This window comes from Natronolimnobius baerhuensis (assembly GCF_002177135.1).
In the GTDB taxonomy this organism is placed as follows: Archaea; Halobacteriota; Halobacteria; order Halobacteriales; family Natrialbaceae; genus Natronolimnobius; species Natronolimnobius baerhuensis.
The window spans coordinates 180618-203406 of sequence record NZ_MWPH01000003.1 but is presented as its reverse complement, the minus strand read 5'-3'; the positions used below and the strand labels follow the sequence as shown (position 1 = coordinate 203406).

Below are 22789 nucleotides of genomic sequence, written 5' to 3'. Positions count from 1 at the left end.
GGGTTCGTGAGGGTCCGGCCCTCCTCTCGCGACTCCCGCTCGAGCCGTAGACCTTTCACAGGCGCTGTCCTTTTTTTGGCCATGACTCCGATTAGACGGCTCGTCCTCGACGTGTTGAAACCACACGACCCGAGCGTCGTCACGTTCACGACGCAACTGGGCGATCTCGAGAGCATCGAAGCTGCTACTGCGACGGTCATCGAAGTCGACGAGAGCGTCAAGACGCTGCGCGTCACCATCGAAGGCGAGAACCTGGACCTCGAGCGGATTCGCGCGGAAATCGAGGATCTGAGCGCGTCGATCCACTCGGTCGATCAGGTGTCCTGTGGCTCGCGAACGCTCGAGGATCCCTGGCTGTAGCGATGGAGCGACTCGAGCGTATCCGACGCGTTATCGCCAAAGACGACGTCCGCGCAATCTCGAGGCGGTACTTCATCGCGAACGGCTTCGACGGCACGCTCACTAGCATCGGCGTCGTCGTCGGCGCGTATCTCTCGGGCATCGGCGACGGCATGACAGCGATTATGATCGGCCTCGGCGCGGCTGTCGGCCTCGGTACCTCCGGCGTCTGGAGCGTCTGGGAGATCGAACGCGCCGAGGCGCTGGTCGAACAGGAACGCATCGAGCAGGCGATGCTCACCGAACTCGAGGATACGCGTCTCCAGCGCGAGAATCGGGCGGCCCAAATCGTCCACGCGACGGCGAGTGCGACCGGCCCCATTTTGGCAATCGTGCTCGTCCTCGCGCCGCTCGCACTCGAGGGCGTCGTCTTCACGATGTTCCAGGCCGTTCTCGCGTCGATTCTCGTCGGTATTGCGATTCTGGCGACGTTCGGGATCTATCTCGCATCGATCTCGAGACAGCGGTGGTACGTCGCAGCCGTCCGGATGGGGATCGCGGGTATCGTCGTTGCTGCGCTCAACGTCGTCTTACCGGGCTGAGGCGACGCTGTTGCCGCCTACACCTTGGTTGCGCCGAGTTCGGCAAGTATCTCGTCGTGGAACACTTCGACGAGATCATGGTCGTCGAACTCCCCGTCCTCGCTGGTCTCGAGTGGCGTGGCGTTGATTTCGTCCCACTCTTTTTGCTCGTCGAAATACGCCCACGCCCGAAGCGATCCGTTGAGCAGGATGACGAGCCCGTAGGCCGCATCCGGCTCCGACTGGCTGTAAATTGCGTGCGTTCCCCCGACCGCATCCATCTGCTCGAGTCGGCCGATCTGTGCCCGTGATAGCGGTTCCGCTGGCAAACTGTCGAACAATCCCATACGGTGGTCTGGTTGTGGCGTGTTATCAACGTACTGGGTTGGAGTAAATCGCGCCGTTACTTTTCGACCTCGAGCAAGGCCACTCGCTCGCGAACGAGTGCCGCCAGCGAGGCATCAGTCGCGGCCCGCTCTGCCGGTGGAACGTCGAAGAACGCACATAGCGTGTCCTTGTCTTGCCGTGCCAGCGTCCCTGTCCGTTCGACGAACGCCTCGAGATCGGTGACGGCCTCGAGCGCCGCGGTTTCTGTTTCTTCGCTGTCAGACTCTCCAGCGTCTGTGCCAGCGCAGTCGATGAGGACCACAGCCCGATTATCGCCCTTGCTAACGCCCATCTCGAGGGCGCGGTCGATCTGTCGCCGGCCGGCAGCGTATAGCAGGATTTCGACGGCACGGTCGCGGGCGACGTTCTCGCCGCGCTCGAAGGCTCGATCCGCGAACGCGAGGGCTTGCTCGAGGTGAGCGCGGTCGGCGACGTAGCGTGCGTCGAACGCCTGAATCGTCACGTTATACCGGTCGCCAATTTCCGCGAGGTCGGCGACGAACGCGTCGATATCGTCGATTCGGAGACGGCACTCGAGTAGCTCCATCAGAAATCACCCAGGCTGGCTTGGTTCTCGTCATCCTCGTCTGTCGCCGTGTCGTCGGTGCGCTCTGCGTCCTCGCCGCTCGAGGTGCTCGCAGCCGAACTCTTGTCCGGTTCGACGCCGTCCATCGACGGATCTTCGCGACCGGCGTTCTCGAGGATGTTCTCGGCCGTTTTCTCGCCCTTGAGTACGCTCAAAATGACGCCCTTCTCGGCGCTGCGGAGGTCTGCGGGTTCCTCGATACCTGCGTCGTGGAGCCGGCGGGCGCGTTTGCGGCCGACACCGCCGACGGAGACGAGCTCGAGCAGCTCCTCGCCGACGCCGTGTTCGACGCGGGCACGGGCTTCTCGCACCGCAACAGTCCACTCACTGCCAGTTTCGCGCGCGAGCGACTCGGCGGCTCCGAGCAGCCACTCGGCCGTGTCGACTTTTCCGCGGAGGTCGCCCGGACCGATCTTGTACCGTTCGGTGATCCGTTCCTCGTCGTCCTCTTCGGCCCAGTCCTCGAGCAGTTTCCCGGTTTTGAGGGCGGCGAGCCAGTCCTCGAAGCGTTCGTCCTCGAACTCGCTGGGCGGGTCGCCGAGCAGTTCGCGCTCGCGCTCGTAGAATAGTTCGCCGAACGTCTTGTCCTCGCCCGAGCGCAAGTAGAGTTCGTACATGTCGGGCGTTCTCGAGATCAGTTGATAGAGGCCGAGCGCGGTGGGCCGTTCGTCGGCGCGCTCGAGTCCGTGGACGATTTCGGCGGCGCTCATCGGGTCGAGGTAGAGCCGCGAGACGGTGTGGCCGAGGCTGGTGGCCTCGAGGTCTTCGTCGGGACCGCTGCTTCTGCCGTTGCCGTCGTTGTCAGCGAGGTCGGCGGCAGAGGTGAAGCCGCCCACGTCGGAGCCGCCACCGCCACCATCACGCTCAATAAAGTCGTTGCGCTCGAGGTAGTCAAGCACGTTGTCCGTTACGGCCTCGAGGCGGCCCGCCTCGCTCGACTGGCTCGCATAGAGGGTGGCCTCGAGGAACTCGAGCAGTCCCTCACGCGTGCGGGCGAAGCCGGAGGCGATGGTGGCGAGGACGTGGGTCCGCAGGGCGGGTTCGGCGGCCAGTTTCGAGCGGACGGCCTCGGGGTCGGCCCAGATGTAGCGGTCGAACAGTTCCTGGCTCTCGTCGTGGCTCTTCGCAAGCAAGACGGCCTCGCCGTAGGGGTCGAGTCCCGGCCGACCCGCCCGGCCCATCATCTGGTGGACCTCGAGTACGTCGAGCGGGGCCATCCCGCCTGCGCTGGGGTCGAAGCGCCGCCAGTCGCGCACGACGACGCGTCGGGCGGGCGTGTTGACCCCTGCCGCCAGGGTGGGCGTCGCCGAAATCACCTTCAGCAGGCGGTCGCGAAAGGCGTCCTCGACGAGCGAGCGCTGGGTGCTCGAGAGCCCGGCGTGGTGAAACGCCGAACCGCGTTCGACGGACTCGGCGAGGTCCGCGCTCGTTTCGGTATCGCTGTCGTCGCGGATCTGCTCGGCCAACTCGGCGAGGTCGGCGCGCTCCTCGTCGGTGAGTTCCTCGCTCGAGACCTGCCCCAATCTGCGGGCGGCGGCCTCGGCGTTGCGCCGGGAGTTGACGAACACGAGCGACGAACCCTCCTCCTGAAGAATATCGCGGACGAGCGCGGCTTCCTGTTTCTCGCTTCCTTCGACGGGGATCTCGCGGGTCGAGCCGTCGTCGAAATTTAAGGCATTGCCGTAGTGGACGCCCATCTGCAGGTCGATTGGCCGCCAGTCGGTGTCGATCAACTCGGCGTCGAGCCAGTCGGCGATTTCGTCGGCGTTGCCCACCGTCGCCGAGAGCGCGACCTGCTGGATGCCGGGATTGAGCTTGCGGAGCTTTGCGAGCGTCACCTCGAGCGTCGGGCCGCGATTCCGGTCGTCGATCAGGTGGACCTCGTCGCTGACGACGCAGGTGAGATCGGAGAGCCAGTCCGCGCCGTTTCGCACGAGCGAGTCGACCTTCTCGCTGGTGGCGACGACGATATCCTTCGTCGCGAGCCACTCGCTGTTGGACTCGTAGTTGCCCGTCGCGACGCCGGTCGTGACGCCGAACGCCTCGTAGGCTTCGAACTCGGCTTTTTTCTCGCTGGCTAAGGCTCGCAGCGGGACGATATAGAGTGCTTTCCCGCCCCGGTTCACGGCCGAGAGCATCGAGAGGGCGGCGATCATCGTCTTGCCGCTGGCGGTGGGGACGGCCGCGACGAGATTGTCCCCCTCGAGTGCGCCAGCGTCGACGGCGGCGGCCTGTGGCGGGTAGAGCTCCTCGATGCCCTCCTCGCGAAAGTGCGAGACGGCACCGGGTGGGAGCCCCGACAGCTCCTCGACGTTCATTACCCGCAGTTGGCGCGTCCTGTGGTTTAAACTGTCGTCTCTCGAGTCGCCATCTGTACCGCTCGAGGCGGTACGCTGTCCATCCGTTAGATCGACGTAGATGGCGAGTATACGGTCGTGCGTAGGAATTGGTTGCCTCGCTTCTCGAGGACGTCACTCCAGCATCCGTTTCCGTTCTCTCCTGTGAGCCAGCAGGTCGGCACAGGTCTTGCAAAACACCAAGCTACCGATCAGCGTCGCCGGGTTTCGAGTAAACTGGGTCGCACCCAGGCCGACGAAGACGCTCGCCAGGAGCGCCCAGAGATACGGTCCCGGTTCGACCAGCAACGAGACCGGTCCTCGTCGTTCGTACTCTCGGCGTCCGACGTACGTGATCCAGTAGGAGAAACAGTGGTAGCCGACGAGACTGGCAGCGGCGAGGACGACGACTTCGAGACTCGCGAATTCGACCGTCAGGTCCTCGATCAACGGTATCACGAGGATAACCGCGCCCGTAAGGAGCCAGGGGCCGATGAAGGTCAACACGATCCCGTCAGCGACCTTCGCGTTCGACTTGCCGATGTACCACTCGGCTGGCCGGCCGGCGAACTTCGTCCACGACCGACTGTCCCGGGGATCGTCGGTCCCCTCGGCTCGACGGATCTTCGCGGCGTAGACCATCGCGATGACGGCAGTTTCCAGCCAGTAGACCAGCAGAAGGGCGTGGGCCTGCCAGTCGTACCACCAGATGACGGCCAGCGAGGCGAGGTTCGCGAGAATGACCCAGACGAACGCGGTTTGCGATCGCTTCGATGTCGGGGACACACGGGGGACATCACGCACACTGACCTATTACTGTATTGATTTTTCTCGTCGTCTCTACCGTTTCGCGTGCAGTTTGTGCGACATCCGGCCCCTGCACGGCGATAGACCGATGACCGTCGATGTCGTACACCGCGCTATGATCGACCCCGACATCGTCCTCGTCCCGACGCTCGGCCGCCCTCGAGAAGAGGAGGCACTCGCCTACGCGCTCGAGACGTTTCCAGACGCCGACGTGACGCTCCTGGCGGTCGTCACACCGCTCGATGCCCGGATGAGCGAGGGTGGCGTCCTCGAGCGAGACGACGACCGAACGGCTGCGGCGCGCGAGCGTGCGAGTCAGTTGGTGGCTAGGGTGGACCAGCCGGCTGCAGCCGACCGCGTCGAAATCGACACCGCAGGCGGCCAACCCGGAACCGTCGTCCCGCAGTACGCGACCGATCACGACGTCGACCACGTCGTCATGTACGGCCACGACACCCGCTCAAGCGGGCTCGTCAACCGATTTCTCGGCCGCGGTGTCGCAACGACGGTCGTCGACCGAACGCCGCGGCCAGTGACGGTCCTCGAGTGAGGTGGTCTCCTGTCACGATTTACCGGCGACCCGCGAGCCGTCCTCGATTTCCTGGACCTGACTGCCACCAGCCCCCGTCTGAGCGCGTTAGCCCCCTATCACGAACGCAAGAACCTGATACAGTCCGTAGCCGACGACGATGGAACTGCCGAGCGTCAGCAGCCAGAATGTAATCGTAAAGCCAATTTTCCGCCGGGAGACGCCGGCTGATCCGGCTGCCAGCCCGCCGCCGATGACGCCCGAGAGGATGATGTTGTTCAGCGAAATCGGAATGCCGAGTGCGATTGCTAACTGCGCGATGATGAAGCCGGGAACCAGCGCGGCAATCGAGCGCCGAACGCCGAGTTGGGCGTACTCCCTCGAGGTCGCCTGTAGCAATCGCGGGGCGGCCATCCAGGCACCCGCGAGGATGCCTGTCGCGCCAATCGAGAGCAGGACGATGCCCGGCAGCCCGAGTTCGACACGAAAGAGATTCTCGAGCGGGCCGGTCGCGAGTCCGACCTGTGAACCGCCGGAGGAGAACGCGACGATACCGCCGAGGACGAGCAGAAACGAGCGAATCCCGGTCTCGACGGACTCGAGGACTTGCGTTCGGACCCAGTAAAACCAGAGCGCACCGAAGAGAATCGTCACGACGACGATTCCCACTGTGACGTCTGCGACGAGTGTCGGGCCACTGATGACTTGTTGGGAGACGAATCGGGCAATTGTCCCCTGGTCAGCGGCGGTATCTGGAATAACTCCGAGACGGATGTTCGCGACGATGGCACCGACGATACCCGCAAGCAGCGGGACGCCGACGGCTTCGGGAATATCGTCGCGCCGAAGCGTGATTGCGGTCACATACGCCAATCCACCGGACATGAACGGAACCATGATCCAGAACGTCCCGAGTCGTTGGTAGGTCGCTATCGCCGGATCTCCCCCGAGTGAGAGGCCAACACCGACCATTGCGCCCGTCGTCGCGAACGCAGCGGGGATCGGATAGCGGGTGTAGATTCCGATGGCCATAAAGCCCGCTGCGGTGAGCAATCCCGCCGTTGCAGCAAGCGGCGTGATCGCGACGCCGTCGATTAGATCCGCACCGACAGTTTCGGAGATGCTCCCGCCTTGCATGAGCGCTCCCGCAGCAGCGAGAATCCCAATGACGAACGCGGCCCGCATCGTCGAAATCGCGTTCGCTCCGATTGCGGGCGCAAACGGCGGCGAGTTACTGTTCGCCCCGAGCACCCACGCCATGAACAAACAGGTGAGTACGGCAATCCCAACCAGCAGCGCGAACGACAGTGCAACCATCCCTTTCTCGACGTTCGACGACGTGACTGAAAAGGGTATGTACGCGGCCGAACTCGAGGGTCGCGTGTCCGTTCGCCGCGTGCCCGCAGCTGGACCCGTCACAAATTTACGCGGATACGCGAAACACTCGTCTATGAGAGTCGAATTCGACGAGGACACCTGCATCGGGATGTACCAGTGCGTTGCCGAGTGGGATGCCTTCACAGAAGACAAATCGCGCGGCAAGGCGATTCTCGAGGACAGCGAGGAAGTCGAAGACGGCGTGTTCTCCCGCGAGGTCCCTGAGGACGCCGAACTCGACGCAAAGTTCGCCGCCCGAACCTGTCCCGTTGATGCAATCAGAATCTACGATGATGACGGCGAGCAGTTGATTCCCTGAACCGGTACTGGCTGTGTTCAGCGTCGTCGCGCTGTCCGGTTCAGACTCGAGCCGTCGCTCGGCGTAACGTTGGATCCAGGCCCGCTCGAGGTCCCCATTCAGAACCGATAGCGCTCGTCTGTGGCGTTCGTCTCAGCTATTGACGAGTTCCGCGATGCCGTACAAATCCTCCACCTCGTAGGTCGGTGCCGTCTCGAGTTCGACCTCGTGACAGTGCGACCGGCGGACGAAGACTGACTTGAGTCCCGCTCGTTCTGCGGCGACGATATCGCTCTCGCTGTCGCCGATGTAGAGCGTTGACTCGACAGAGACGGATAGATCGTCCAGCGCACGCTCGAGGTAGTGCGTGTTCGGCTTCTTCAATTCGAGGCTCTCAATCGTCATCTCGCGGCCGTAGTAGGTGTCGAAGAACGGGCCGAGTTCGAAGTGTTCTAGAACGAACTCGATAGTGCTGTGGTGATTGTTGCTGACGACGCCGCAGTTCACCTCCATTGGAAGGCCGGAAAGCGCGGTGACGTCGTCGTATCGCGTTCGGGTACCGTCTCTGAACTCGACCAGTTGCGACCGCTCGTCGTGGCGCTCACGGGCCGCCCAGAACGCCTCCGGCTCGAGGTCGTACGCCGCGCAGATCTCGTGAAGGCCCTCGACGGTCACGCCGTCGACGACGGCGGCGACGTGTCGTCGATCAGGGTCGGTGACGCCGACCGCGCGGAACGCCTCGCGTGTGGCCTCGGTCTGTGTTTCTCGCGGCGGTGGCTCGACGAGGACGCCATCGCTGTCGAACAGGACCGCGTCGTAGGCTGTCACGCGGCGTGACTACTCAGAACAGCGACGTGATCGTTTCGGTCGGTCGTCACGCGCTCGAAAAGGTCGATGGATCGAATCCGGTCTCGGCCGACTCAGGCGATCTTGTCGTACTGTTCGGAGAGCTTCTCGGCGGCCTCGCCGAGCTGGTTGCGTTCGAACTCGGTGAGGTCCCACTCGACGACCTCTTCGATGCCGTTCGAACCGAGCTTACACGGGACGCCGAATGCGGTGTCTTCCTGACCGTACTCGCCCTCGAGTGGGACGCTGCACGGAAGCACTTCGCCCGTATCGCGGAGGATGGCCTCGACGGTGTGGCCGACGCCAGTCGCGGGACCCCACTGGGTGGCGCCTTTCTTTTCGATGACGTTCATCGCCGAGGCCTGGAGCTCCTCGAGCAGCGTTTCCTTCTCGTCGTCGGTGAACTCGAGGTCTTGGCCGTCGACGCGGACCTTCGAGAAGACGGGGACCTGGGCGTCGCCGTGTTCGCCGAGGATGGTCGCTTCGACGTTCTGGATGGGGGCGTCGTAGCGCTGGGCGATCACGTAGCGAAAGCGCGCGGAGTCGAGTCGGCCGCCGAAGCCGACTACCTTCTCGCGGGCGCGGTCGCCGGCCTCGTAGAGGTGCCGGTTCAGCAAGTCGACGGGGTTCGAGGTGGTGACGGTGACGAAGTCGTCGTTGTACTCGGCGAGCGAGGAGCCGATGTCCTCCATGATCGGCGCGTTGTCGCCCGCGAGGTCGATGCGGGTCTGGCCGGGCTGGCGCGGGATGCCGGCCGTGATGACGACGACGTCCGAGCCCGCGGTGTCCTCGTAGCCACCCTGGCGGACCGTCGTGTTCGAGTCGTAGGCAGCCCCGTGATTGGTGTCTGCGGCCTGTCCGATTGTCGTGTCTTCCTGGTCCGGAATGTCCACGAAGACGAGTTCATCTGCGATGTCCCGAAGCGCGATGTTGTAGCCTGCGGCGGCCCCGACGGTTCCGGCCGCGCCGACCACGCTAACTTTCGTCATGTCACGTAATACTCTACCACGGGAAGCGTTAAATCCGTCGGAAACAGCCGTGTTACTGACTGAAACGTTCACAATTTTCGATGATTGTCGAACCAAAAAACCGGGCACTCCATGGTCGGTGCGCCCCACGGCTCGAGCATGCGAATCAGCGTTATCGGCGGCGGAACGATCACGGACGAACAGCGCGAGCGGGCCGACGCCGTCGGTCGCGAACTCGGTGCTCGAGGCCACACGGTCGTCTGTGGCGGGCGCGGCGGGACGATGGAAGCCGTCTGTCGCGGTGCCAAAGCGGCAGGCGGTACGACAATCGGGATCCTCCCTGCCGCCGATCCTGAGGCGGCCAACGACTACGTCGATATCCCGATTGCGACCGGGCTGGGCCACGCCAGAAACGCGCTCGTTCCGCTGAACGGCGACGCGGTGATCGCGCTGGCCGGCGGCGTCGGCACGCTAACCGAAATCGGCTTTGCGGGTATCTACGACCGCCCCGTTGTCAGCCTCGAGAGCCACGATCTATCGACACTCGAGGCAAACATCGACCTCGAGACAGTCGAAACGCCCACGGAAGCCGTCGATGCAATTGAAGCCGCGCTCGAGCAGTAGCCTGACAATCGACATCTCCTTTGGCGACTTCTGAGAGGGAATGGTATGGACGACGCTGCTTCGGATCGCTACGCCGTTCGCGAAGAACTCCCTGATCCCGAAACGTTCGCCCGCTTGCGCGAGGCTGCCGGGATGCCCCCGCGCTCGCTCGAGGGCATCGAACGCGGCCTGCCAAACTCCCTGTACGGCGTCGTCGTGGTTCACGACCCGACCGACGAGGTTGTCGGCATGGGTCGAATCGTCGGCGACGGCGGCACCGTCTACCAGATTACGGATATGGCTGTCCACCCGGACCACCAAGGCCAGGGGCTCGGAACGCAGATTATGGAACGCCTCGAGACCTATCTCGAGGAGGAAGCCCCGCCGGACGCGTACGTAAACCTCATCGCGGATATCGACGACTTCTACGAGCGGTTTGGCTACGAGGAAGTCCAGCCAGCCTCGAAGGGCATGTATCGTCGGACCGAGTAGGGGGCGATTCAACACAACCGCGTTGTCGCAGCTTTTTCGACGGTCCGTCTCCATGAGACGAGTATGAGCGATTTCGACAAGGAAGCCGAGCGCGAGAAACTCCGGAAGAAGTACGAGCGCGATAAGGCCGAACGGGAGGCCACCCAGCGCATGAGCGATCTGTTGCTCAAGGGCGCAACGATGACGAACTCCCACTGTGGAACCTGTGGCGACCCGCTGTTTCAGGAAAACGGGACCACGTTCTGTCCCAGCTGTCACGGGAATCCGGACGCCGTCGACGGAACTGACCTCGAGGCCCAGCCGGCCGACGACGCTGAGGCGTCAGCCGCGCCTGCACAGCACCGTGAGTCGGACCGTCAGCAGTCGACACCGTCCGACGACGACCGTCAGCCGAGCAGTGCGGACTCGAGTGACGAGTCTGACGCCGCGACTCACGACGCACAGCAGCACTCGACTGAGCCAGAACCGGCCACCAGCGAGCCAGCTACCAGTGAGCCAACCGACCGCGAGCAGACCGGCGCTGCGTCGACTCGTGACGACTCACGCCAGCCATCGTCGACGTCCCGCAGTTCGGAACGCACACCCGCGCAATCCGCCCCGTCGACAGCCAGTCCCAGCGGCGACCTCGAGTCCGCTCACGACTCGCTGGTCCAGGCACTCGAGAAGTGGGCCGACGAAGCCGCTCGAGCGGACGACCCGAGATACGCGAAAGACTGTCTCGAGGCTGCACGCGAAGCGAGCGAGGCCCTCGAGGCGCTGCAATAACTACTCCGAGCCCGTTCCTGGACTGGATTCTCGCTCGAGGAATCGCGTCTGCACGTCGCCGGTCGGCATCATACACTGGTCTTTCTGCCCAAAAATCCGGTAGCGGTTGGCGGCGACGACGTCGTAGCCCCAGTCGCGCAGTCGCCGTGGGAGGTACTTCAACGGGCGAGCGAGCGCGTAGATGCCGCCGAGTCGCTCGGCGATCTGAAAGACGGCATCCGATTTGACGTAGGCGTCGTCGCCCTCGAGTAAGACGATAGAATCGAGGTCGTGATCCACGAGGCCGTGGGCTGCGAGTAACTCCTGTCCGACCTCGGACTGCAGGGAGGCAAAGTGAAAGATTCCCTCAGGATCACGCGGGACGATGAACTGCACGAACCCGGCACAGAGGTTGCAGACGCCGTCAAAGAGGATGATTGGCGCATCCGTCGGAATCTCGTCGCTCATTGGGTGTGCGTATGTGGTCTCACCAATTCAGCGTTCCGATGGCGACAGGGGGAGTCATCTTACTCGTAGGGCAGGTCAATCGTCTCTGGCTCGTCACCGTGGCAGTGATACTCGTAGACGTTGCCGCTGCGGGAGTCGCGTGCATCCGGGTCGGAAATCGTGTCCATCGTAATCGACTCAACGATCCGGTGCATGGTGAGTTGCTCGAGTTCTTCGCCGTCGTTACCTTCCCAGGTCTCGCAGTAGTGGGCCGCCAGATGGGAGGGAGCGTCGTTTCTGTCGTGGAGGCCGCCACGGCGGACGCTGTTCATGTAGAAGCGCTCACGGTAGGTGCTGTACTGTTTCTGTAACTGGTCGTAGGGCCGCTCCCTCGTCACTTCTCGGCCGTCGTTGTAGACGTCGACGTAGTCGCCACCGGTCGTCTCGGCGGCAAAGACGAAGTAGTGATCGCTGGTTCGCGGTGTCGGCGCGAACACGCTCCACTCGGGTTGGTCGATGTTCAGCGCCGAGGCGCTGTCTTCGATGCGCTCGTCCGGCGAGACGGCGTCTGCGACGACGTTTCCAGCTGGAAGATACGTAAAGAGTGTGAAGATGAGCAACGAGCACACGATGACGCCGACGCCGACGTTGTAGAGATGTGGTTTCGCCGCCTGCACCCGCGCCTCGTCGATCCGTAATCGGGGAACGCGAGCAGCGAGTCGCTCGAGTCGTTCAGTTTGGCGGGACAGCGACGGTGGATCGAACTCGGCTCGAGTGCTCACCCAGCGTGTGAGTGTCGTCGCGTCTCGCCAGAACTGCGGCTGCAGGAACAGGATAAGTCCAGCGAACGCGACGTACGGGAACGCGCCGATGCGGACCGTCAGCGCGAACATCGCGTGGCCGCCGACGAACAGTAGGATCAGCGGATAGCGCTGACGGCCGATCAGGATAATCAGCAGCGGCGAAAGCATGAGCATGTAGTACCACAACAAGCCGCCGTACTCGAGCAGCGCCGGGTACTCGCGGACGTACTCTGCGAGGAGGAAGGTCATATCGTCGAGCCCCATGATCAGCGGCGTTGCCTCACCGCTGGTCCAGAGGCTATCCTGAGACTTGTGATACCAGTTGAGAAAATACATGTAGACCATCTGTCCCATCGCGAAGAAAGCGATGATACCAGCGAACGATCCTCGCGGCTCGCGGTCAGCGTGGACGGCGTCGACCGACCAGCGCTCGCCGAGCGGGAGGAAGATGGCCCAGAAGAAGAGTAGGCGAAACAGCGTATCGGCGTAGCTCAACACGAGCGGATTGTGGTAGTCGAGCGAGACGACGAACAGAAACGAGATAATCGTTGCCAGCCGCGTCTTGTAGCCGACGATCAACTGCAGTGCAAACAGCGCCTGTAGCACCATCAACGCCGCAATCTGTGTCGGACTCGAGGCGTAGTAGTAGATCGAAACCGCGTTCTCGGGGACCATATCGACCGCGAGTTCGTGGGGGACGACGCCCTCGCCCGAGTAGAAGAAGGCGAAGCTTCGCGACCGTAGGGCCAGATCAGCGAGGACGAGCAGCCCAAGAGCAATTCGAAAGACGGCGAGCGACCGCGTATCGATCCGGATGCAGTCACGGAAATTCGTCTGAACCCGTTCGCCGATGGCTCGAGCCTGTTGTGAGAGTTCGCGTGACATGCTGCTGTAGAGTGTCGACGGCCCTCGTGGTCGTCTCGATGTTGTCAGTTCGGTCTGAATCTCGAACGCTCACCGGTTGAACCGGGGGAATCGAACTGGCGAACCGCGGGCCGTACTGGTCGTTCCGTCGACTCGTTATTCTAATTATAAATGCCTTCTGTTTCAACGAACTCGAGCGACAGCGTTCGTGACGGGTATACAGTCTGCTGAGCACACCAGAGCCGTGGGTACCGGTTACCCGCTGTAGTCGCTCCCAATCACTTCGCGCATGCGCTCGGCGGTCACCTGCCCGACGCCGTCGGCCGCCTGTAACTCGTCTTCGCTCGCGATCATGATCGCTTCGACGGTGCCGAACTCCTCAAGCAGCGAGCGCGCCGTGACAGGGCCGATTTCGGCAATCGAGGAGACGACGTACTCCTGTTGCTCGGCGAGCGTCTTGGCCTGTTTCTCGCCGTGGACGGACACCTCGCGGTCGCTCGTTTGCTGTTCGCGCCCGGCGATCACTGCGAGCAGTTCGGTCGTCTCGTCTTCGCCCTCGGTCCGGAGGATGCTCGCGTCGAAATCGACCGCGAGACTCGAGAGCGCGCCCCGAATCGCGTTCGGGTGAATGTCGCGCTGTTCGTACAGGCCGTCGCCCTCGACGACGACGAGTGGTCGGGAGTAGTGACGCGCCATCGAGCCGACCTGCTCGAACATCGAGCGGTCGCTGCCGACCAGCGAGTCGACGAAGTCCGCAACCGACTTTCGCTCGACGACGACACGATCCGAGAGCACGTAGTCGCCGACCTCGAGCGTCTCGAGCGTGATGTCGATCTCGTCGCGCCTCGAGAGGTCGCGGGCGATGGTGGCGTCCATCTCGCGCTGGTCGGCGACGATTGCAATCTGGTCGCCCTCGGCGGCCGGTTCGTGGGTTTCGACATCGCTGCTGTCGTCTTCGGCGTCGCTCGAGTTTGCATCACCAGCGTAATCCTCGAGTCCGGGCTGTGTCGAAACCCCCTCATTTCCACTGGAAGAATCGCCGACTGCGTCGACTTCGACTTGTCTAGTGTCTACTTTCACTTCGCTCTCGTCGTCCGTGCCGGTTTCGCCGTCGAAATCCGAGAGCGCCTGCTGGGAGTCGTCGAGTTCGTCTTTCAGGTCGTCGGCCATCCCCTTGAGTTCGCGCAACTCTGACTCCATCTCCTTTTCGCGGCGCTGGGAGATCCAGAAGTACGCCTCGTCGCGGGTGTCTTCGGCCATGAGGACGACGACGCGGCCTTCTGACTGGCGACCCGTTCGGCCCTTGCGCTGGATGGATCGGATCGCCGTCGGCACGGGTTCATAAAAGAGCACGAGGTCGACTTCGGGGACGTCCAGTCCCTCCTCGGCGACGGAGGTGGAAACGAGCACTTCGAACTCGCCCGCGCGGAAGTCATCGAGGACGTCCTTCTGTTCGGTCTGGGTCATCCCGTCGCTGCCTTCGCGGTCACCCTGCCCGACGAAGCGCTTCGCGTCGAAGCTCTCGCTCAAGAAGTCGGTGAGCGCTTCTGCAGTGTCGCGCGATTCGGTAAAAACGATCACGCGCTCGCCACCCTCGAGGCCGAGCGTCTCCGCAAGGAGCATCCGCGTTTTGCGGTATTTGGGGTGTAGCTCGTCGAAGCTTTCGGCTTTGCGCATGGACTCGCGGACGCGGGGATCTGAGACCATCCGCTGGCTCGCTTTCGACGCACCTGAGGATCTGGCCTGGTTGCGCTGGCGGTCGAAGTACCGCCGAAGGGCTTCGACGCTCTGGGTTTCGACGAGCGTGACGGCCTGGCGGAGTTTCATCACCTCGGCGTGGATCGACATTCCCTCGAACCCTTCCGACTGGTCGCTGTTGATCAGTTGCTGGAGTTCCGCCCGCATCCGATTGAGGTCCTTCTGGGACTGATCCGGTTGCGTCGAGGCAGCGATTCCTAGCTCTTTGAGCGACTCGAGGCGGTCTTTAATGACCTCGTTTAGCGCGTCACGGATCTCGAGGACGGCTTCGGGGAGGTCGATTCGCTCCCACTCGACGTCGGTGTCGTGGGTGAACTCGGCCACGTCGGCGTCGTCTTCGGTCATCACCTCGACCTCTTGCAGGCCGAGGTTTTCACAGACCTCGAGAATCGCCTCTTCGTCGCCGCCGGGCGAGGCCGACATGCCTGTCACGAGCGGTTGGCGGGCGTCGTCGTGGTAGCGCTCGGCGATGTAGTTGTAGGCGTAGTTGCCGGTCGCGCGGTGGCACTCGTCGAAGGTGATGTGGGTCACGTCGGCAAGCGAGACGCGACTGCCGACGAGGTCGTTTTCAATCACCTGCGGGGTCGCCATGATGACCGTCGCCTCCTCCCAGAGGGCAGCGCGGTCGTCGGGGCTCACGTCGCCAGTAAAGACGACGATTTCCTCATCGGGGATCTGGAGGGCTTCGCGGTAGAACTCGGCGTGTTGCTGGACGAGCGGTTTCGTCGGCGCGAGCATCACCGACTTTCCGCCGACTTCCTCGAGCCGGCGGGCCGTCACGAGGAGGCTCACGGTCGTCTTCCCCAGTCCGGTCGGAAGACAGACGAGCGTGTGGTGGTTCGCGGCCGTGCCCGCGAGTTTCAACTGGTAGAGACGCCGCTCGAGAAAATCGGGCTCGAGGAGCGGGTGCTCGATCTTGGGCGGATCCCCACTCTCGTCCGTCGTTGCCATTGGCGGTGATTCACTACGGGCGAGGTTAAGCGTTGAGAAACCGCGGTGAAAGTGAAGCCGCCGTCGCGGTTATGATCTGCGTGAGATGCGGGCGCTACAGACCGTCGCCCGGCTCTTGGATGATTCGCGGCGAGTTCTCGCCACAGCCGTGCCGGTAGAAATACGATGCCGTGCGGTCGCGATCCGTCGGATCGGTGATCGTCTCGCGGGTGACCTCCTCGTTGACGACGTACATCGAAATCGCCTCGAGTTCCTCGCCGTTGTCGGCGGCCCACTGCTCACAGAGGTGGGCGGCTAAGTGTTCGGCGACCGGATCGGTCGTGCCGCCGCGACGGACGCTGTTCATGTAGAAGCGCTCGCGGTAGGTGCCGTGTTGAGTCTGTAACTCCTGGCCGGGGCGCTCGTAAGAGAGCGGCCGGTCGTTGTAGACGTCGAGGCGCTCGCCGTTTGCCGTCTCCGCGGCGAAGACGTGATATCGATCCGTTGTCCGCGGATCGGGCCCGGCGAAGACACCCCAGCCAATCGGCTGATCGATCCCCAGTTTCGACGCCGTCGATTCGACCTGTGTCACGCCCGCCGTCTCCGTTAACGTCTCCTGAACCGCGTCTTCGACCTGATACTCGAGTGCGCGGTCGGGTTCGTCGGTACCGGTCGCTGACTCGGCGACGACGAAGCCGATGTTTGCGACCATCATCACGGCGACGAACAGGATCGTCACGAGGACGAGTCCGATGCTTACCGTGTAGGCGGATTCGCGCAGTCGAGTTGCGCGCTCGCCGCCGATTCGGGGGTTGGGGACGCGAGCCGCGAGTCGCTCGAGTGGCTCCGTTCGCGCGGCTAATCGCTCGGTCTCGAGTCCGAGGCGTTCGCAGAGGGCGGCTGTGTCCCGCCAGAACTGCGGCTGGAGGAACAGGACGAGGCCAGCGAGTGCGACGTAGGCGAACGCGCCGATGCGGACCGTGAGCGCGAACGAGAGGTGGCCGCCGACGAACAGGCCGACCATCGCCATCCGCAGGCGTCCGCGCAGGAAGAGCAGTAGCCACGCGAACACGAGCATGTAGTACCACAGGACGCCGCCGAAGCCGAGCAGGGTCTGGAACTCGCGGATCGTATCGCCGAGCAGGTACGTCATTTCGTCGAGGCCGAGCACGAGCGGGGCTGCGTCGACGGTGCCCCAGACGTCGGACTGGGACTTGATCAGCCCGTTCGTGATGTACATGTAGAGCATCTGGCCGAGGATGAACGCGCTGGCGAGACTCGAGACGGCCACGCGGGGATCACGGTCGTTGTGGACGGCATCAATCGACCAGCGTTCGCCCAGCGGGAGGAAGATCGCCCAGAACAACAACAGCCGAAACAGCGTGTCGGCGTAGCTCAGGACGAACGGGTTGTGATGATCGAGCGAGATGACGAACAGAAACGAGATGATCGTCGCGATGCGCGTCTTGTAGCCGACGAGCAACTGGATCGCGAACAACGCTTGCAGGACGAACAGCCCCGCGATGAGCGTTGGATCCGTCGTCAGGTGATAGATCGACCAGCCGGGATCGCTTGTCGCCTCAAAGACGAGCGAGCGCGGCACGACGCCCTCGTCGGTGTAAAAGTACGTAAAGTTCCGCGAGCGCAGTGCGAGATCTGCGAGGATTAGGAAGGCCGCGAAGATCCGAAAAACAGCGAGCGACCGCGTATCGATCCGAACGCACCGCTCGAGGTACGCTCGAGTGCGCTGGAGCGTTCGACGGAGGGGGGAGCCGGCGGTTGCCATCGGTACTCGTGACTCTGTGGAGAGCGTATATGCATTTCTATTAACATGGCTCGAGTGGTGGTGCCGTTGGCTTGTACAATGGTCTGCGCTGGAATCCGAAATTCAGCCGCCAGCGACCTACAGCGGCGAAAGATCGAGTGCGAGCCACGCCAGCACGGACGCGTAGACCGGAATCGTCAGGTTGTCGTCGACGATGAAGTCGCCGATTCGGACCTTGATGCCGTCGGCGATGGTCGCACCGAGGGCGGCCGCGAAAACGGCCAGCGGCGACTCGTAGAGAAACGGTGCGGCGATAATCGCGCTGACGACGAACATCGTCACGAGCACCTGCGGTCCCTTGACCGTCTTGAGCGAGTCATCAGAGACCGCGCCGCTGATCGGATCGCCGAGTGCGAGCATCAACATCGCCGGCAGCGCAATCGCCGGCTGGAAGACGAGGACGGCCACCGTCATGCTCACCATGTAGTAGCCGTAGCCGGCGAACTGGTCCTGCTCGTAGTCGCGGGTCAGTTTGTCATAAATCGCCCACTCGAGGCCGACGCGGAGCCGCAGGAACTCGAGGCCGATGACGCCGAGCGAGAGGACGACCATCAGCACGCGGAAGTAGTCCCAGGTGAGCCCGAGCTCGAGGTAGTTTGCGAGGAGATAGAGCGCGACCAGCCCGGAGCCGCTTGCGTGGACGAGTCGCCGTTTGAGTTCGTCGGCCATCACCTCTCTCCTCGAAGGATGTGACCTTCAGTCCGTCGGTTACATATCGTCAGTTGATACCAGCCACGCCGCCCGGTCAATCCGGACTCAGCGATGGCCGAGCTGCCGGTGAGCTTATGTCGTTGTCGCCGAACCGAACGGTATGATTCAGCGACCAACACAGTTCTCTCGTACACTCTCGGTGGTCGCGTCTGCCTCGAGTCGGGTCCGTGTCCCTCTGTCCGTTCGGTCTCGAACGGCGATGCTGGGGCGCGATCCATCGTGATAGCCACCATTGAGGGAATCGTCGTCCTGTTGCAGGCTCTTGCGGTTCCGATTTTCCTGTTGTTATTTTATTTTGACGGGATGGTGATCGGCAAACTCGCTCCGCCAGCGACGTTCTATCTCGCCTACGTCGTCCTCGTTTCTCCCACTGATTTGGCTCTGTTCGTGGCTGCAGGGTTGTCAGCCTTGGCGGCTACGCTCGGACAGTTTACCCTATACCGCGGCTTCAACGCGGATAGTCCCGAATACTTCGGGATCCGCAGACGGGTTCCGTACGCCGATCAGGTCCCGGTGGTGATCCACGAGCGGATCGGCGAACGGCGGTTGCGCGTGGCCACTCGACTGTTTGATCGGTTCGGTGCAACCGCACTCGTAGTCACGAACGCAATTCCAGGTGTTCGGTCGCTGTTGAGTATTCCAGCCGGACTGAGCGGTTATCCTGCCGGTCGATTTCTCGTCTGTTCGATGATCGGGAACGGCCTCTATCTCGCTCTCCTGACCGCCGTCGCCTGGGGACTGCTCGACCTCGCTGCAGCCTGGTGGTGAACCCCCACTCTACAGCTCGTCGAACTCGAGGTCGCCTTCCCGAATCGCGGCGAGGGTCTCGGCGAGCCCGTCGACCGGCAGCCGCTTCTGCTCGGTCGAGTCACGTTCGCGGACCGTGACCGTGGTCTCCTCGTTTTCAATCGTCTCGAAGTCGACGGTCACGCAAAACGGCGTGCCGACCTCGTCCTGTCGGCGGTAGCGTCGACCGATGTTGCCCGAATCGTCGTACGTGACGGAGAGTCCTTCCGCGCGCAGGGCGGCGACGATGTCGTCGGCCTGCGCCTCGAGGTCGTCGTCGTTCTGGAGCGGGAAGACACCGACGAACATGGGCGCGACTTCGGGCTCGAGCTCGAGGTACGTGCGCTCCTCGCCCGCAACTTCGTCCTCGCGATAGGCGTGGTGCAGGACGGTGTAGACCAATCGGTCCACCCCGAAGGAGGGCTCGATGACGTGGGGCAGGATGTGCTCGCCCGCCTCGGTCTGTTCTTCGACTGCGAAACCGGTTTTCTCGACGGGGAGTTCGTGGGTCTCGTCCTCGAGGTCGATCTCGACGGTGTCGCCCTCGAAGGCGGTGCGATCCCGTTCGGCGAGCGTCTCAAGTGCCGAGACGACAGCCTGTGCGTCGCCGCCGAATTCGGGACCGAGATAGCTCATGTCGGGATCGACCGTGGCGCGTTCGACGGTTTGTGGCTCGTCGTACTGCCGGAAAACGGTAAAGCGGTCCTCGGAGTGCTCGGCGTGTTTCGAGAGGTCGTAGTCGGTTCGGTTGGCAAAGCCAGCTAGTTCGATCCAGTTGCCATCAATTTCGCCTTCGGCGTCCCAGCAGTCGGCCGCGTAGTGGGCGCGCTCGCCCGAGAGGTGCTGGCGGAACCGGAATCGGTCCATATCGACGCCGACGGCGTCGTACCACGGCTTGGCGACGCCGAGGAAGTACGCAACCCACTCGTCACTGATGATGCCCTCGCTGACTGCCTCGCCGATGGTCGTCTCGAGTTCGTCGCCGTCCTCGCTGTTTTGCTCACTTGCGGGATAGAGCGTGACCGAAACGTCTTCGACGCTCGAGAGGTCCGGCTCGTCGTTCTCGGGGTCGATGAAGTACTCGAGTTCGGCCTGTGTGAACTCCCGCGTTCGAATAATGGAACGGCGAGGGCTGATCTCGTTGCGGTAGGCGCGGCCGATCTGGGTGACGCCGAAGGGGAGCTGGTTGCGCGCGTACTCTTTGAGTCGCGGGAACTCGACGAAGATGCCCTGTGCGGTCTCTGGGCGCAAGTAGCCCGGATCGGCGTCGCCGGGGCCGATGTTCGTCGCGAACATGAGGTTGAAGTTCTCGACGGCGACGTCGGCCAGTCCGGCACCGCACTCGGGGCAGACGAGTTCGTACTCCGCGATGACTTCCTCGACTTCGGGGATCGGGAGACTCTCTGCGTCCTCGTACTCAGTGTTGTCCTCGACGAGGTGGTCGGCCCGCGTGCTCGTCTCGCATTCGGGGCACTCGATCAGCATGTCATCGAAGGTGTCGAGGTGGCCCGAGGCCTCGAAGACGGGTTCGGGCATGATCGTCGGCGCGTCAATCTCCATGTTGCCCTCGGCGACGGCAAAGCGGTCGCGCCAGGCGTCCTCGACGTTGCCCTTCAGGGATGCGCCCTGCGGGCCGAAGGTGTAGAAGCCGCCGACGCCGCCGTAGGCACCCGAGGACTGGAAGAAGTACCCTCGGCGCTTTGCGAGTTCGACCAGTTTCTCGCTCGTTGCCTCTGCCGTCTCCGTTGCTGGGTCTGCGTTACTCATAGAGTGCCTCGAGAATGTCGATGTCGCGGACGATGCCGACGAGTTGCTCGCCGGTCACCATCGGAATCTGTTCGATGTCGTTGCTGATCATGTCCTGTGCGGCGTCCTGCAGCGACGTTTCGGCCGACGCGGTCACGACGTCGTCGGTCATGAACTCGCTGACCGGTCCGTTCGGAATTTCGATGTCACGCGTTGGCAGGTAGCGGCTTCCGACGCCTTTGATTCCTTCCCAGGACCACTGCGAGTCCTGATCTGGGAAGTTGTCGCCGGTCTCTTCTTCACCCTCGACGATGCGGGCGACGTCGATGATGTCGACTTCAGTCAGGACGCCGGTCATCTCGCCGTCCTCAGAGAGCGCAACGGTGTAGGGGACGTTCGCATAGGAGAGGCCGCGCTCGGCGACGGGCAGTGGTGCACCCTCGTAGGTCGTGTTGACGTTCGTGCTGCCGTAGTCGCCGACTGTTCCCTCCGTCGCCTGATCGCCAGTCGCGATGGCGTGGATCACGTCAGTTACCGTGATGATCCCCTCGAAATCGCCGTCGACGACGGGGACGCGACGCGCGTTTTCCTCGACCATCGTCCGCGCGACATCCTCGAGATTCGTCTCGCGCGTCGTCGTCGGCACATCGTCCATCAGCATGACGAGTTGGTCTTCGTTTGGCTGTTCGATCAGTTCTTCGCGTGAGATCAGGCCGCGGTACTCCGGCCCGTTGTCGTCTGTCGGTTTGACGACCGGCACGGCCGAAAACGAGCGTTCCTGAAGGTACTCGAGGATGTCCGAGCGGGTGCCTGGCAGTTCGGCAGTCACCACGTCTTCGCGGGGCGTCATCGCGTCAGCTACGTTCATGTCCCCACGCTACGGCGAAAATGAGTATAAACCCAGTGTTTCCCTGACGGGACGACTTCCTCGTTTGCCGGATAGTTCGATTCGACGACTTTATATGCCTGTGGGAGACACTCTCATACATGGCGACGAACCCCCACGCCATGGCGGACGAGACGACAATCGTCGGCTCAATCGATGACGCCGACGCGAGCAACGGCGGCGAGTACGTCATCGCCGACATTACGGCTGATGGCGCCTGGCTGTCGATGGAAGCGAAAGACGCGCCGACGCTGCCAGCGTGGCGATAAGGGGACTGGGGAATTGTGGGTCGCGTCGCTGTCACTTTCGATATCGCTCCTCGAGGAATACTTCTCGCTGGCTGCTCATAACCTCCTGAAAATAGCGTGTGCTGTGGTGGGACTCACCAGTCTTCGCCCCGTTACCCGGTGAGCATGCCGCCGGGTGGAATGCGCCCGCTTGGACTTGCGTCGTCATGGTCTGTCTCTCCAAACTGCGGGGAGTGTTCGATTGTTCGTCGGACTTTTGCGCCGGTTTTCGTGTACGCTGCCAGGATTGCGAGTATCTTACTCATACATGAGTAAATACTGCTGCAAGACGGATAAGTATTTTTCCGCCGATAAACCGTGTTGGTTACGCTTCTTATTCGTTCGAATGAACAACCACGACAGACTTCTCGAGTCGGTCCCGATGAGTGGCGTTCCTCAACCTTTTTGATGGCGTCCCGCGACACCTGAACGTATGGATTATCGCGAGGTCGAGACGGCAGCCGAGTACGTGGCCCGTCTCGAGACGGGGGCCGACTGGCGAAGCGAAATCGAGTCGCTCGCGGACGCGGTCGAGGCTGATGCGGCCTGGTTCAGCGCACTCGGTGCAGTCCAAGACGCCGAACTCTGGTTTTACGATCAAACGGACTGTGAGTACTATCCCATCGCGTTCGACGAACCGCTCGAGGTCGCTGCCTGCGTCGGCAATGTCTCGCTTCTGAAGGGTGAGCGATTCGCCCACACCCACGCCGTCCTCTCCGACGATGAGGGCACCACCTACGCCGGTCACCTGAACGAGGCGACCGTCTGGGCCGGCGAGGTACACATGCGCGTCTTCGAGGACCCACTCGAGCGCGAGTACGACGAGACAACCGAACTGGATCTCTGGCTCTGA

The 22789-nt window shown here is 62.8% G+C and carries 25 protein-coding genes; 10 read left to right on the top strand and 15 right to left on the bottom strand.

Translation table 11 applies throughout. The annotated features are described in order from the left end of the window. Nucleotides 1-81: 81 nt before the first annotated feature. Together B2G88_RS13550 and B2G88_RS13545 are read left to right on the top strand one after the other, a co-directional pair. A complete protein-coding gene (locus B2G88_RS13550; RefSeq protein WP_054863846.1) occupies nt 82-360 on the top strand; it encodes a DUF211 domain-containing protein in 279 nt (92 codons plus the stop codon). 2 nt (nt 361-362) lie between these two features. Beyond that, nucleotides 363-941 carry a VIT1/CCC1 transporter family protein gene (locus tag B2G88_RS13545; RefSeq protein ID WP_087715061.1) on the top strand — a complete coding sequence of 193 codons (579 nt, stop codon included), beginning with the start codon at nt 363-365 and terminating at the stop codon, nt 939-941. 17 nt (nt 942-958) lie between these two features. Here B2G88_RS13545 and B2G88_RS13540 read toward each other — a convergent pair whose 3' ends face one another. The 4 genes from B2G88_RS13540 to B2G88_RS13525 form a co-directional block, all read right to left on the bottom strand. Next, nucleotides 959-1267: a hypothetical protein gene (locus B2G88_RS13540; protein WP_054863843.1), complete on the bottom strand. Its 309-nt coding sequence runs from the start codon at nt 1265-1267 to the stop codon at nt 959-961. Between the two features lie 56 nt (nt 1268-1323). Beyond that, nucleotides 1324-1854 carry a KEOPS complex subunit Cgi121 gene (gene cgi121 / locus B2G88_RS13535; protein ID WP_054863844.1) on the bottom strand — a complete coding sequence of 177 codons (531 nt, stop codon included), beginning with the start codon at nt 1852-1854 and terminating at the stop codon, nt 1324-1326. Beyond that, on the bottom strand, nt 1854-4211 hold the full coding sequence (locus B2G88_RS13530; protein WP_087715060.1) for an ATP-dependent DNA helicase: 2358 nt from the start codon (nt 4209-4211) through the stop codon (nt 1854-1856). The genes cgi121 and B2G88_RS13530 overlap by 1 nt, the downstream gene beginning before the upstream one ends. A gap of 153 nt (nt 4212-4364) precedes the next feature. After that, nucleotides 4365-5015 carry a DUF6498-containing protein gene (locus B2G88_RS13525; protein WP_054863277.1) on the bottom strand — a complete coding sequence of 217 codons (651 nt, stop codon included), beginning with the start codon at nt 5013-5015 and terminating at the stop codon, nt 4365-4367. 136 nt (nt 5016-5151) lie between these two features. Here B2G88_RS13525 and B2G88_RS13520 point away from each other — a divergent pair, with 136 nt between their 5' ends. After that, the gene (locus B2G88_RS13520) at nt 5152-5586 is read left to right on the top strand and encodes a universal stress protein (protein WP_176393245.1); all 435 of its coding nucleotides are present in this window, start codon (nt 5152-5154) and stop codon (nt 5584-5586) included. Between the two features lie 87 nt (nt 5587-5673). Here the strand turns inward: B2G88_RS13520 and B2G88_RS13515 are convergent, their stop codons facing one another. Beyond that, a complete protein-coding gene (locus tag B2G88_RS13515) occupies nt 5674-6882 on the bottom strand; it encodes an inorganic phosphate transporter (RefSeq protein ID WP_054863276.1) in 1209 nt (402 codons plus the stop codon). A 133-nt stretch (nt 6883-7015) separates the two neighbouring features. Here B2G88_RS13515 and B2G88_RS13510 point away from each other — a divergent pair, with 133 nt between their 5' ends. Beyond that, the gene (locus B2G88_RS13510) at nt 7016-7261 is read left to right on the top strand and encodes a ferredoxin (protein ID WP_054863279.1); all 246 of its coding nucleotides are present in this window, start codon (nt 7016-7018) and stop codon (nt 7259-7261) included. 132 nt (nt 7262-7393) lie between these two features. Here the strand turns inward: B2G88_RS13510 and B2G88_RS13505 are convergent, their stop codons facing one another. Together B2G88_RS13505 and mdh are read right to left on the bottom strand one after the other, a co-directional pair. After that, entirely contained in the window at nt 7394-8068 is a 675-nt protein-coding gene (locus B2G88_RS13505; RefSeq protein ID WP_054863275.1) for an HAD family hydrolase, read from the bottom strand. Between the two features lie 92 nt (nt 8069-8160). Beyond that, on the bottom strand, nt 8161-9075 hold the full coding sequence (gene mdh / locus B2G88_RS13500; protein ID WP_054863274.1) for a malate dehydrogenase: 915 nt from the start codon (nt 9073-9075) through the stop codon (nt 8161-8163). 138 nt (nt 9076-9213) lie between these two features. Between mdh and B2G88_RS13495 the strand changes: the two genes are divergently transcribed. The 3 genes from B2G88_RS13495 to B2G88_RS13485 all read left to right on the top strand — a co-directional run bounded on the left by B2G88_RS13495 (nt 9214) and on the right by B2G88_RS13485 (nt 10914). Next, nucleotides 9214-9678 (top strand): TIGR00725 family protein, encoded by a 465-nt coding sequence (locus tag B2G88_RS13495; RefSeq protein ID WP_087715361.1) that lies wholly within the window; start codon nt 9214-9216, stop codon nt 9676-9678. Between the two features lie 45 nt (nt 9679-9723). Beyond that, nucleotides 9724-10149, top strand: a complete 426-nt coding sequence (locus B2G88_RS13490) for a GNAT family N-acetyltransferase (protein ID WP_087715059.1) — start codon at nt 9724-9726, stop codon at nt 10147-10149. Nucleotides 10150-10212: 63 nt separating this feature from the next. Then, nucleotides 10213-10914 carry an Sjogren's syndrome/scleroderma autoantigen 1 family protein gene (locus tag B2G88_RS13485; protein WP_087715058.1) on the top strand — a complete coding sequence of 234 codons (702 nt, stop codon included), beginning with the start codon at nt 10213-10215 and terminating at the stop codon, nt 10912-10914. On the opposite strand, the gene B2G88_RS13480 is transcribed toward B2G88_RS13485, so the two are convergent. The 5 genes from B2G88_RS13480 to B2G88_RS13460 all read right to left on the bottom strand — a co-directional run bounded on the left by B2G88_RS13480 (nt 10915) and on the right by B2G88_RS13460 (nt 18189). Next, nucleotides 10915-11361: a thiol-disulfide oxidoreductase DCC family protein gene (locus tag B2G88_RS13480; protein ID WP_087715057.1), complete on the bottom strand. Its 447-nt coding sequence runs from the start codon at nt 11359-11361 to the stop codon at nt 10915-10917. A 59-nt stretch (nt 11362-11420) separates the two neighbouring features. Next, a complete protein-coding gene (locus tag B2G88_RS13475) occupies nt 11421-13028 on the bottom strand; it encodes an HTTM domain-containing protein (protein ID WP_087715056.1) in 1608 nt (535 codons plus the stop codon). A 234-nt stretch (nt 13029-13262) separates the two neighbouring features. Next, on the bottom strand, nt 13263-15716 hold the full coding sequence (locus tag B2G88_RS13470; protein ID WP_087715055.1) for a DEAD/DEAH box helicase: 2454 nt from the start codon (nt 15714-15716) through the stop codon (nt 13263-13265). 94 nt (nt 15717-15810) lie between these two features. Beyond that, nucleotides 15811-17481 carry an HTTM domain-containing protein gene (locus B2G88_RS13465; protein WP_087715054.1) on the bottom strand — a complete coding sequence of 557 codons (1671 nt, stop codon included), beginning with the start codon at nt 17479-17481 and terminating at the stop codon, nt 15811-15813. A 117-nt stretch (nt 17482-17598) separates the two neighbouring features. Then, nucleotides 17599-18189: a diacylglycerol/polyprenol kinase family protein gene (locus tag B2G88_RS13460; protein ID WP_054863273.1), complete on the bottom strand. Its 591-nt coding sequence runs from the start codon at nt 18187-18189 to the stop codon at nt 17599-17601. Between the two features lie 261 nt (nt 18190-18450). On the opposite strand from B2G88_RS13460, the gene B2G88_RS13455 reads away from it, so the two are divergent. Next, nucleotides 18451-18999 carry a DedA family protein gene (locus B2G88_RS13455; RefSeq protein WP_140408873.1) on the top strand — a complete coding sequence of 183 codons (549 nt, stop codon included), beginning with the start codon at nt 18451-18453 and terminating at the stop codon, nt 18997-18999. 9 nt (nt 19000-19008) lie between these two features. On the opposite strand, the gene glyS is transcribed toward B2G88_RS13455, so the two are convergent. Together glyS and B2G88_RS13445 are read right to left on the bottom strand one after the other, a co-directional pair. After that, nucleotides 19009-20784, bottom strand: a complete 1776-nt coding sequence (gene glyS, locus B2G88_RS13450) for a glycine--tRNA ligase (protein ID WP_087715053.1) — start codon at nt 20782-20784, stop codon at nt 19009-19011. After that, a complete protein-coding gene (locus B2G88_RS13445) occupies nt 20777-21631 on the bottom strand; it encodes a CBS domain-containing protein (protein ID WP_054863271.1) in 855 nt (284 codons plus the stop codon). Before B2G88_RS13445 ends, glyS begins: the two co-directional genes overlap by 8 nt. A gap of 119 nt (nt 21632-21750) precedes the next feature. Here B2G88_RS13445 and B2G88_RS19640 point away from each other — a divergent pair, with 119 nt between their 5' ends. Then, nucleotides 21751-21918, top strand: coding sequence for a DUF7556 family protein (locus B2G88_RS19640; RefSeq protein WP_176393244.1), 168 nt, complete (start codon nt 21751-21753; stop codon nt 21916-21918). Between the two features lie 131 nt (nt 21919-22049). Here B2G88_RS19640 and B2G88_RS19635 read toward each other — a convergent pair whose 3' ends face one another. Further along, the gene (locus B2G88_RS19635) at nt 22050-22202 is read right to left on the bottom strand and encodes a hypothetical protein (protein WP_176393243.1); all 153 of its coding nucleotides are present in this window, start codon (nt 22200-22202) and stop codon (nt 22050-22052) included. A gap of 167 nt (nt 22203-22369) precedes the next feature. Between B2G88_RS19635 and B2G88_RS13440 the strand changes: the two genes are divergently transcribed. Continuing rightward, entirely contained in the window at nt 22370-22789 is a 420-nt protein-coding gene (locus B2G88_RS13440; RefSeq protein WP_054863270.1) for a PPC domain-containing DNA-binding protein, read from the top strand.

Coding starts and splice junctions, on each gene's coding strand:
- B2G88_RS13550 (WP_054863846.1), top strand. CDS start 82: ATGACTCCGATTAGACGGCTCGTCCTCGACGTGTTGAAACCACACGAC.
- B2G88_RS13545 (WP_087715061.1), top strand. CDS start 363: ATGGAGCGACTCGAGCGTATCCGACGCGTTATCGCCAAAGACGACGTC.
- B2G88_RS13540 (WP_054863843.1), bottom strand. CDS start 1,267: ATGGGATTGTTCGACAGTTTGCCAGCGGAACCGCTATCACGGGCACAG.
- cgi121 (WP_054863844.1), bottom strand. CDS start 1,854: ATGGAGCTACTCGAGTGCCGTCTCCGAATCGACGATATCGACGCGTTC.
- B2G88_RS13530 (WP_087715060.1), bottom strand. CDS start 4,211: ATGAACGTCGAGGAGCTGTCGGGGCTCCCACCCGGTGCCGTCTCGCAC.
- B2G88_RS13520 (WP_176393245.1), top strand. CDS start 5,152: ATGATCGACCCCGACATCGTCCTCGTCCCGACGCTCGGCCGCCCTCGA.
- B2G88_RS13515 (WP_054863276.1), bottom strand. CDS start 6,882: ATGGTTGCACTGTCGTTCGCGCTGCTGGTTGGGATTGCCGTACTCACC.
- B2G88_RS13510 (WP_054863279.1), top strand. CDS start 7,016: ATGAGAGTCGAATTCGACGAGGACACCTGCATCGGGATGTACCAGTGC.
- mdh (WP_054863274.1), bottom strand. CDS start 9,075: ATGACGAAAGTTAGCGTGGTCGGCGCGGCCGGAACCGTCGGGGCCGCC.
- B2G88_RS13495 (WP_087715361.1), top strand. CDS start 9,214: ATGCGAATCAGCGTTATCGGCGGCGGAACGATCACGGACGAACAGCGC.
- B2G88_RS13490 (WP_087715059.1), top strand. CDS start 9,724: ATGGACGACGCTGCTTCGGATCGCTACGCCGTTCGCGAAGAACTCCCT.
- B2G88_RS13485 (WP_087715058.1), top strand. CDS start 10,213: ATGAGCGATTTCGACAAGGAAGCCGAGCGCGAGAAACTCCGGAAGAAG.
- B2G88_RS13480 (WP_087715057.1), bottom strand. CDS start 11,361: ATGAGCGACGAGATTCCGACGGATGCGCCAATCATCCTCTTTGACGGC.
- B2G88_RS13475 (WP_087715056.1), bottom strand. CDS start 13,028: ATGTCACGCGAACTCTCACAACAGGCTCGAGCCATCGGCGAACGGGTT.
- B2G88_RS13470 (WP_087715055.1), bottom strand. CDS start 15,716: ATGGCAACGACGGACGAGAGTGGGGATCCGCCCAAGATCGAGCACCCG.
- B2G88_RS13465 (WP_087715054.1), bottom strand. CDS start 17,481: ATGGCAACCGCCGGCTCCCCCCTCCGTCGAACGCTCCAGCGCACTCGA.
- B2G88_RS13460 (WP_054863273.1), bottom strand. CDS start 18,189: ATGGCCGACGAACTCAAACGGCGACTCGTCCACGCAAGCGGCTCCGGG.
- glyS (WP_087715053.1), bottom strand. CDS start 20,784: ATGAGTAACGCAGACCCAGCAACGGAGACGGCAGAGGCAACGAGCGAG.
- B2G88_RS13445 (WP_054863271.1), bottom strand. CDS start 21,631: ATGAACGTAGCTGACGCGATGACGCCCCGCGAAGACGTGGTGACTGCC.
- B2G88_RS19640 (WP_176393244.1), top strand. CDS start 21,751: ATGGCGACGAACCCCCACGCCATGGCGGACGAGACGACAATCGTCGGC.
- B2G88_RS19635 (WP_176393243.1), bottom strand. CDS start 22,202: ATGAGTAAGATACTCGCAATCCTGGCAGCGTACACGAAAACCGGCGCA.
- B2G88_RS13440 (WP_054863270.1), top strand. CDS start 22,370: ATGGATTATCGCGAGGTCGAGACGGCAGCCGAGTACGTGGCCCGTCTC.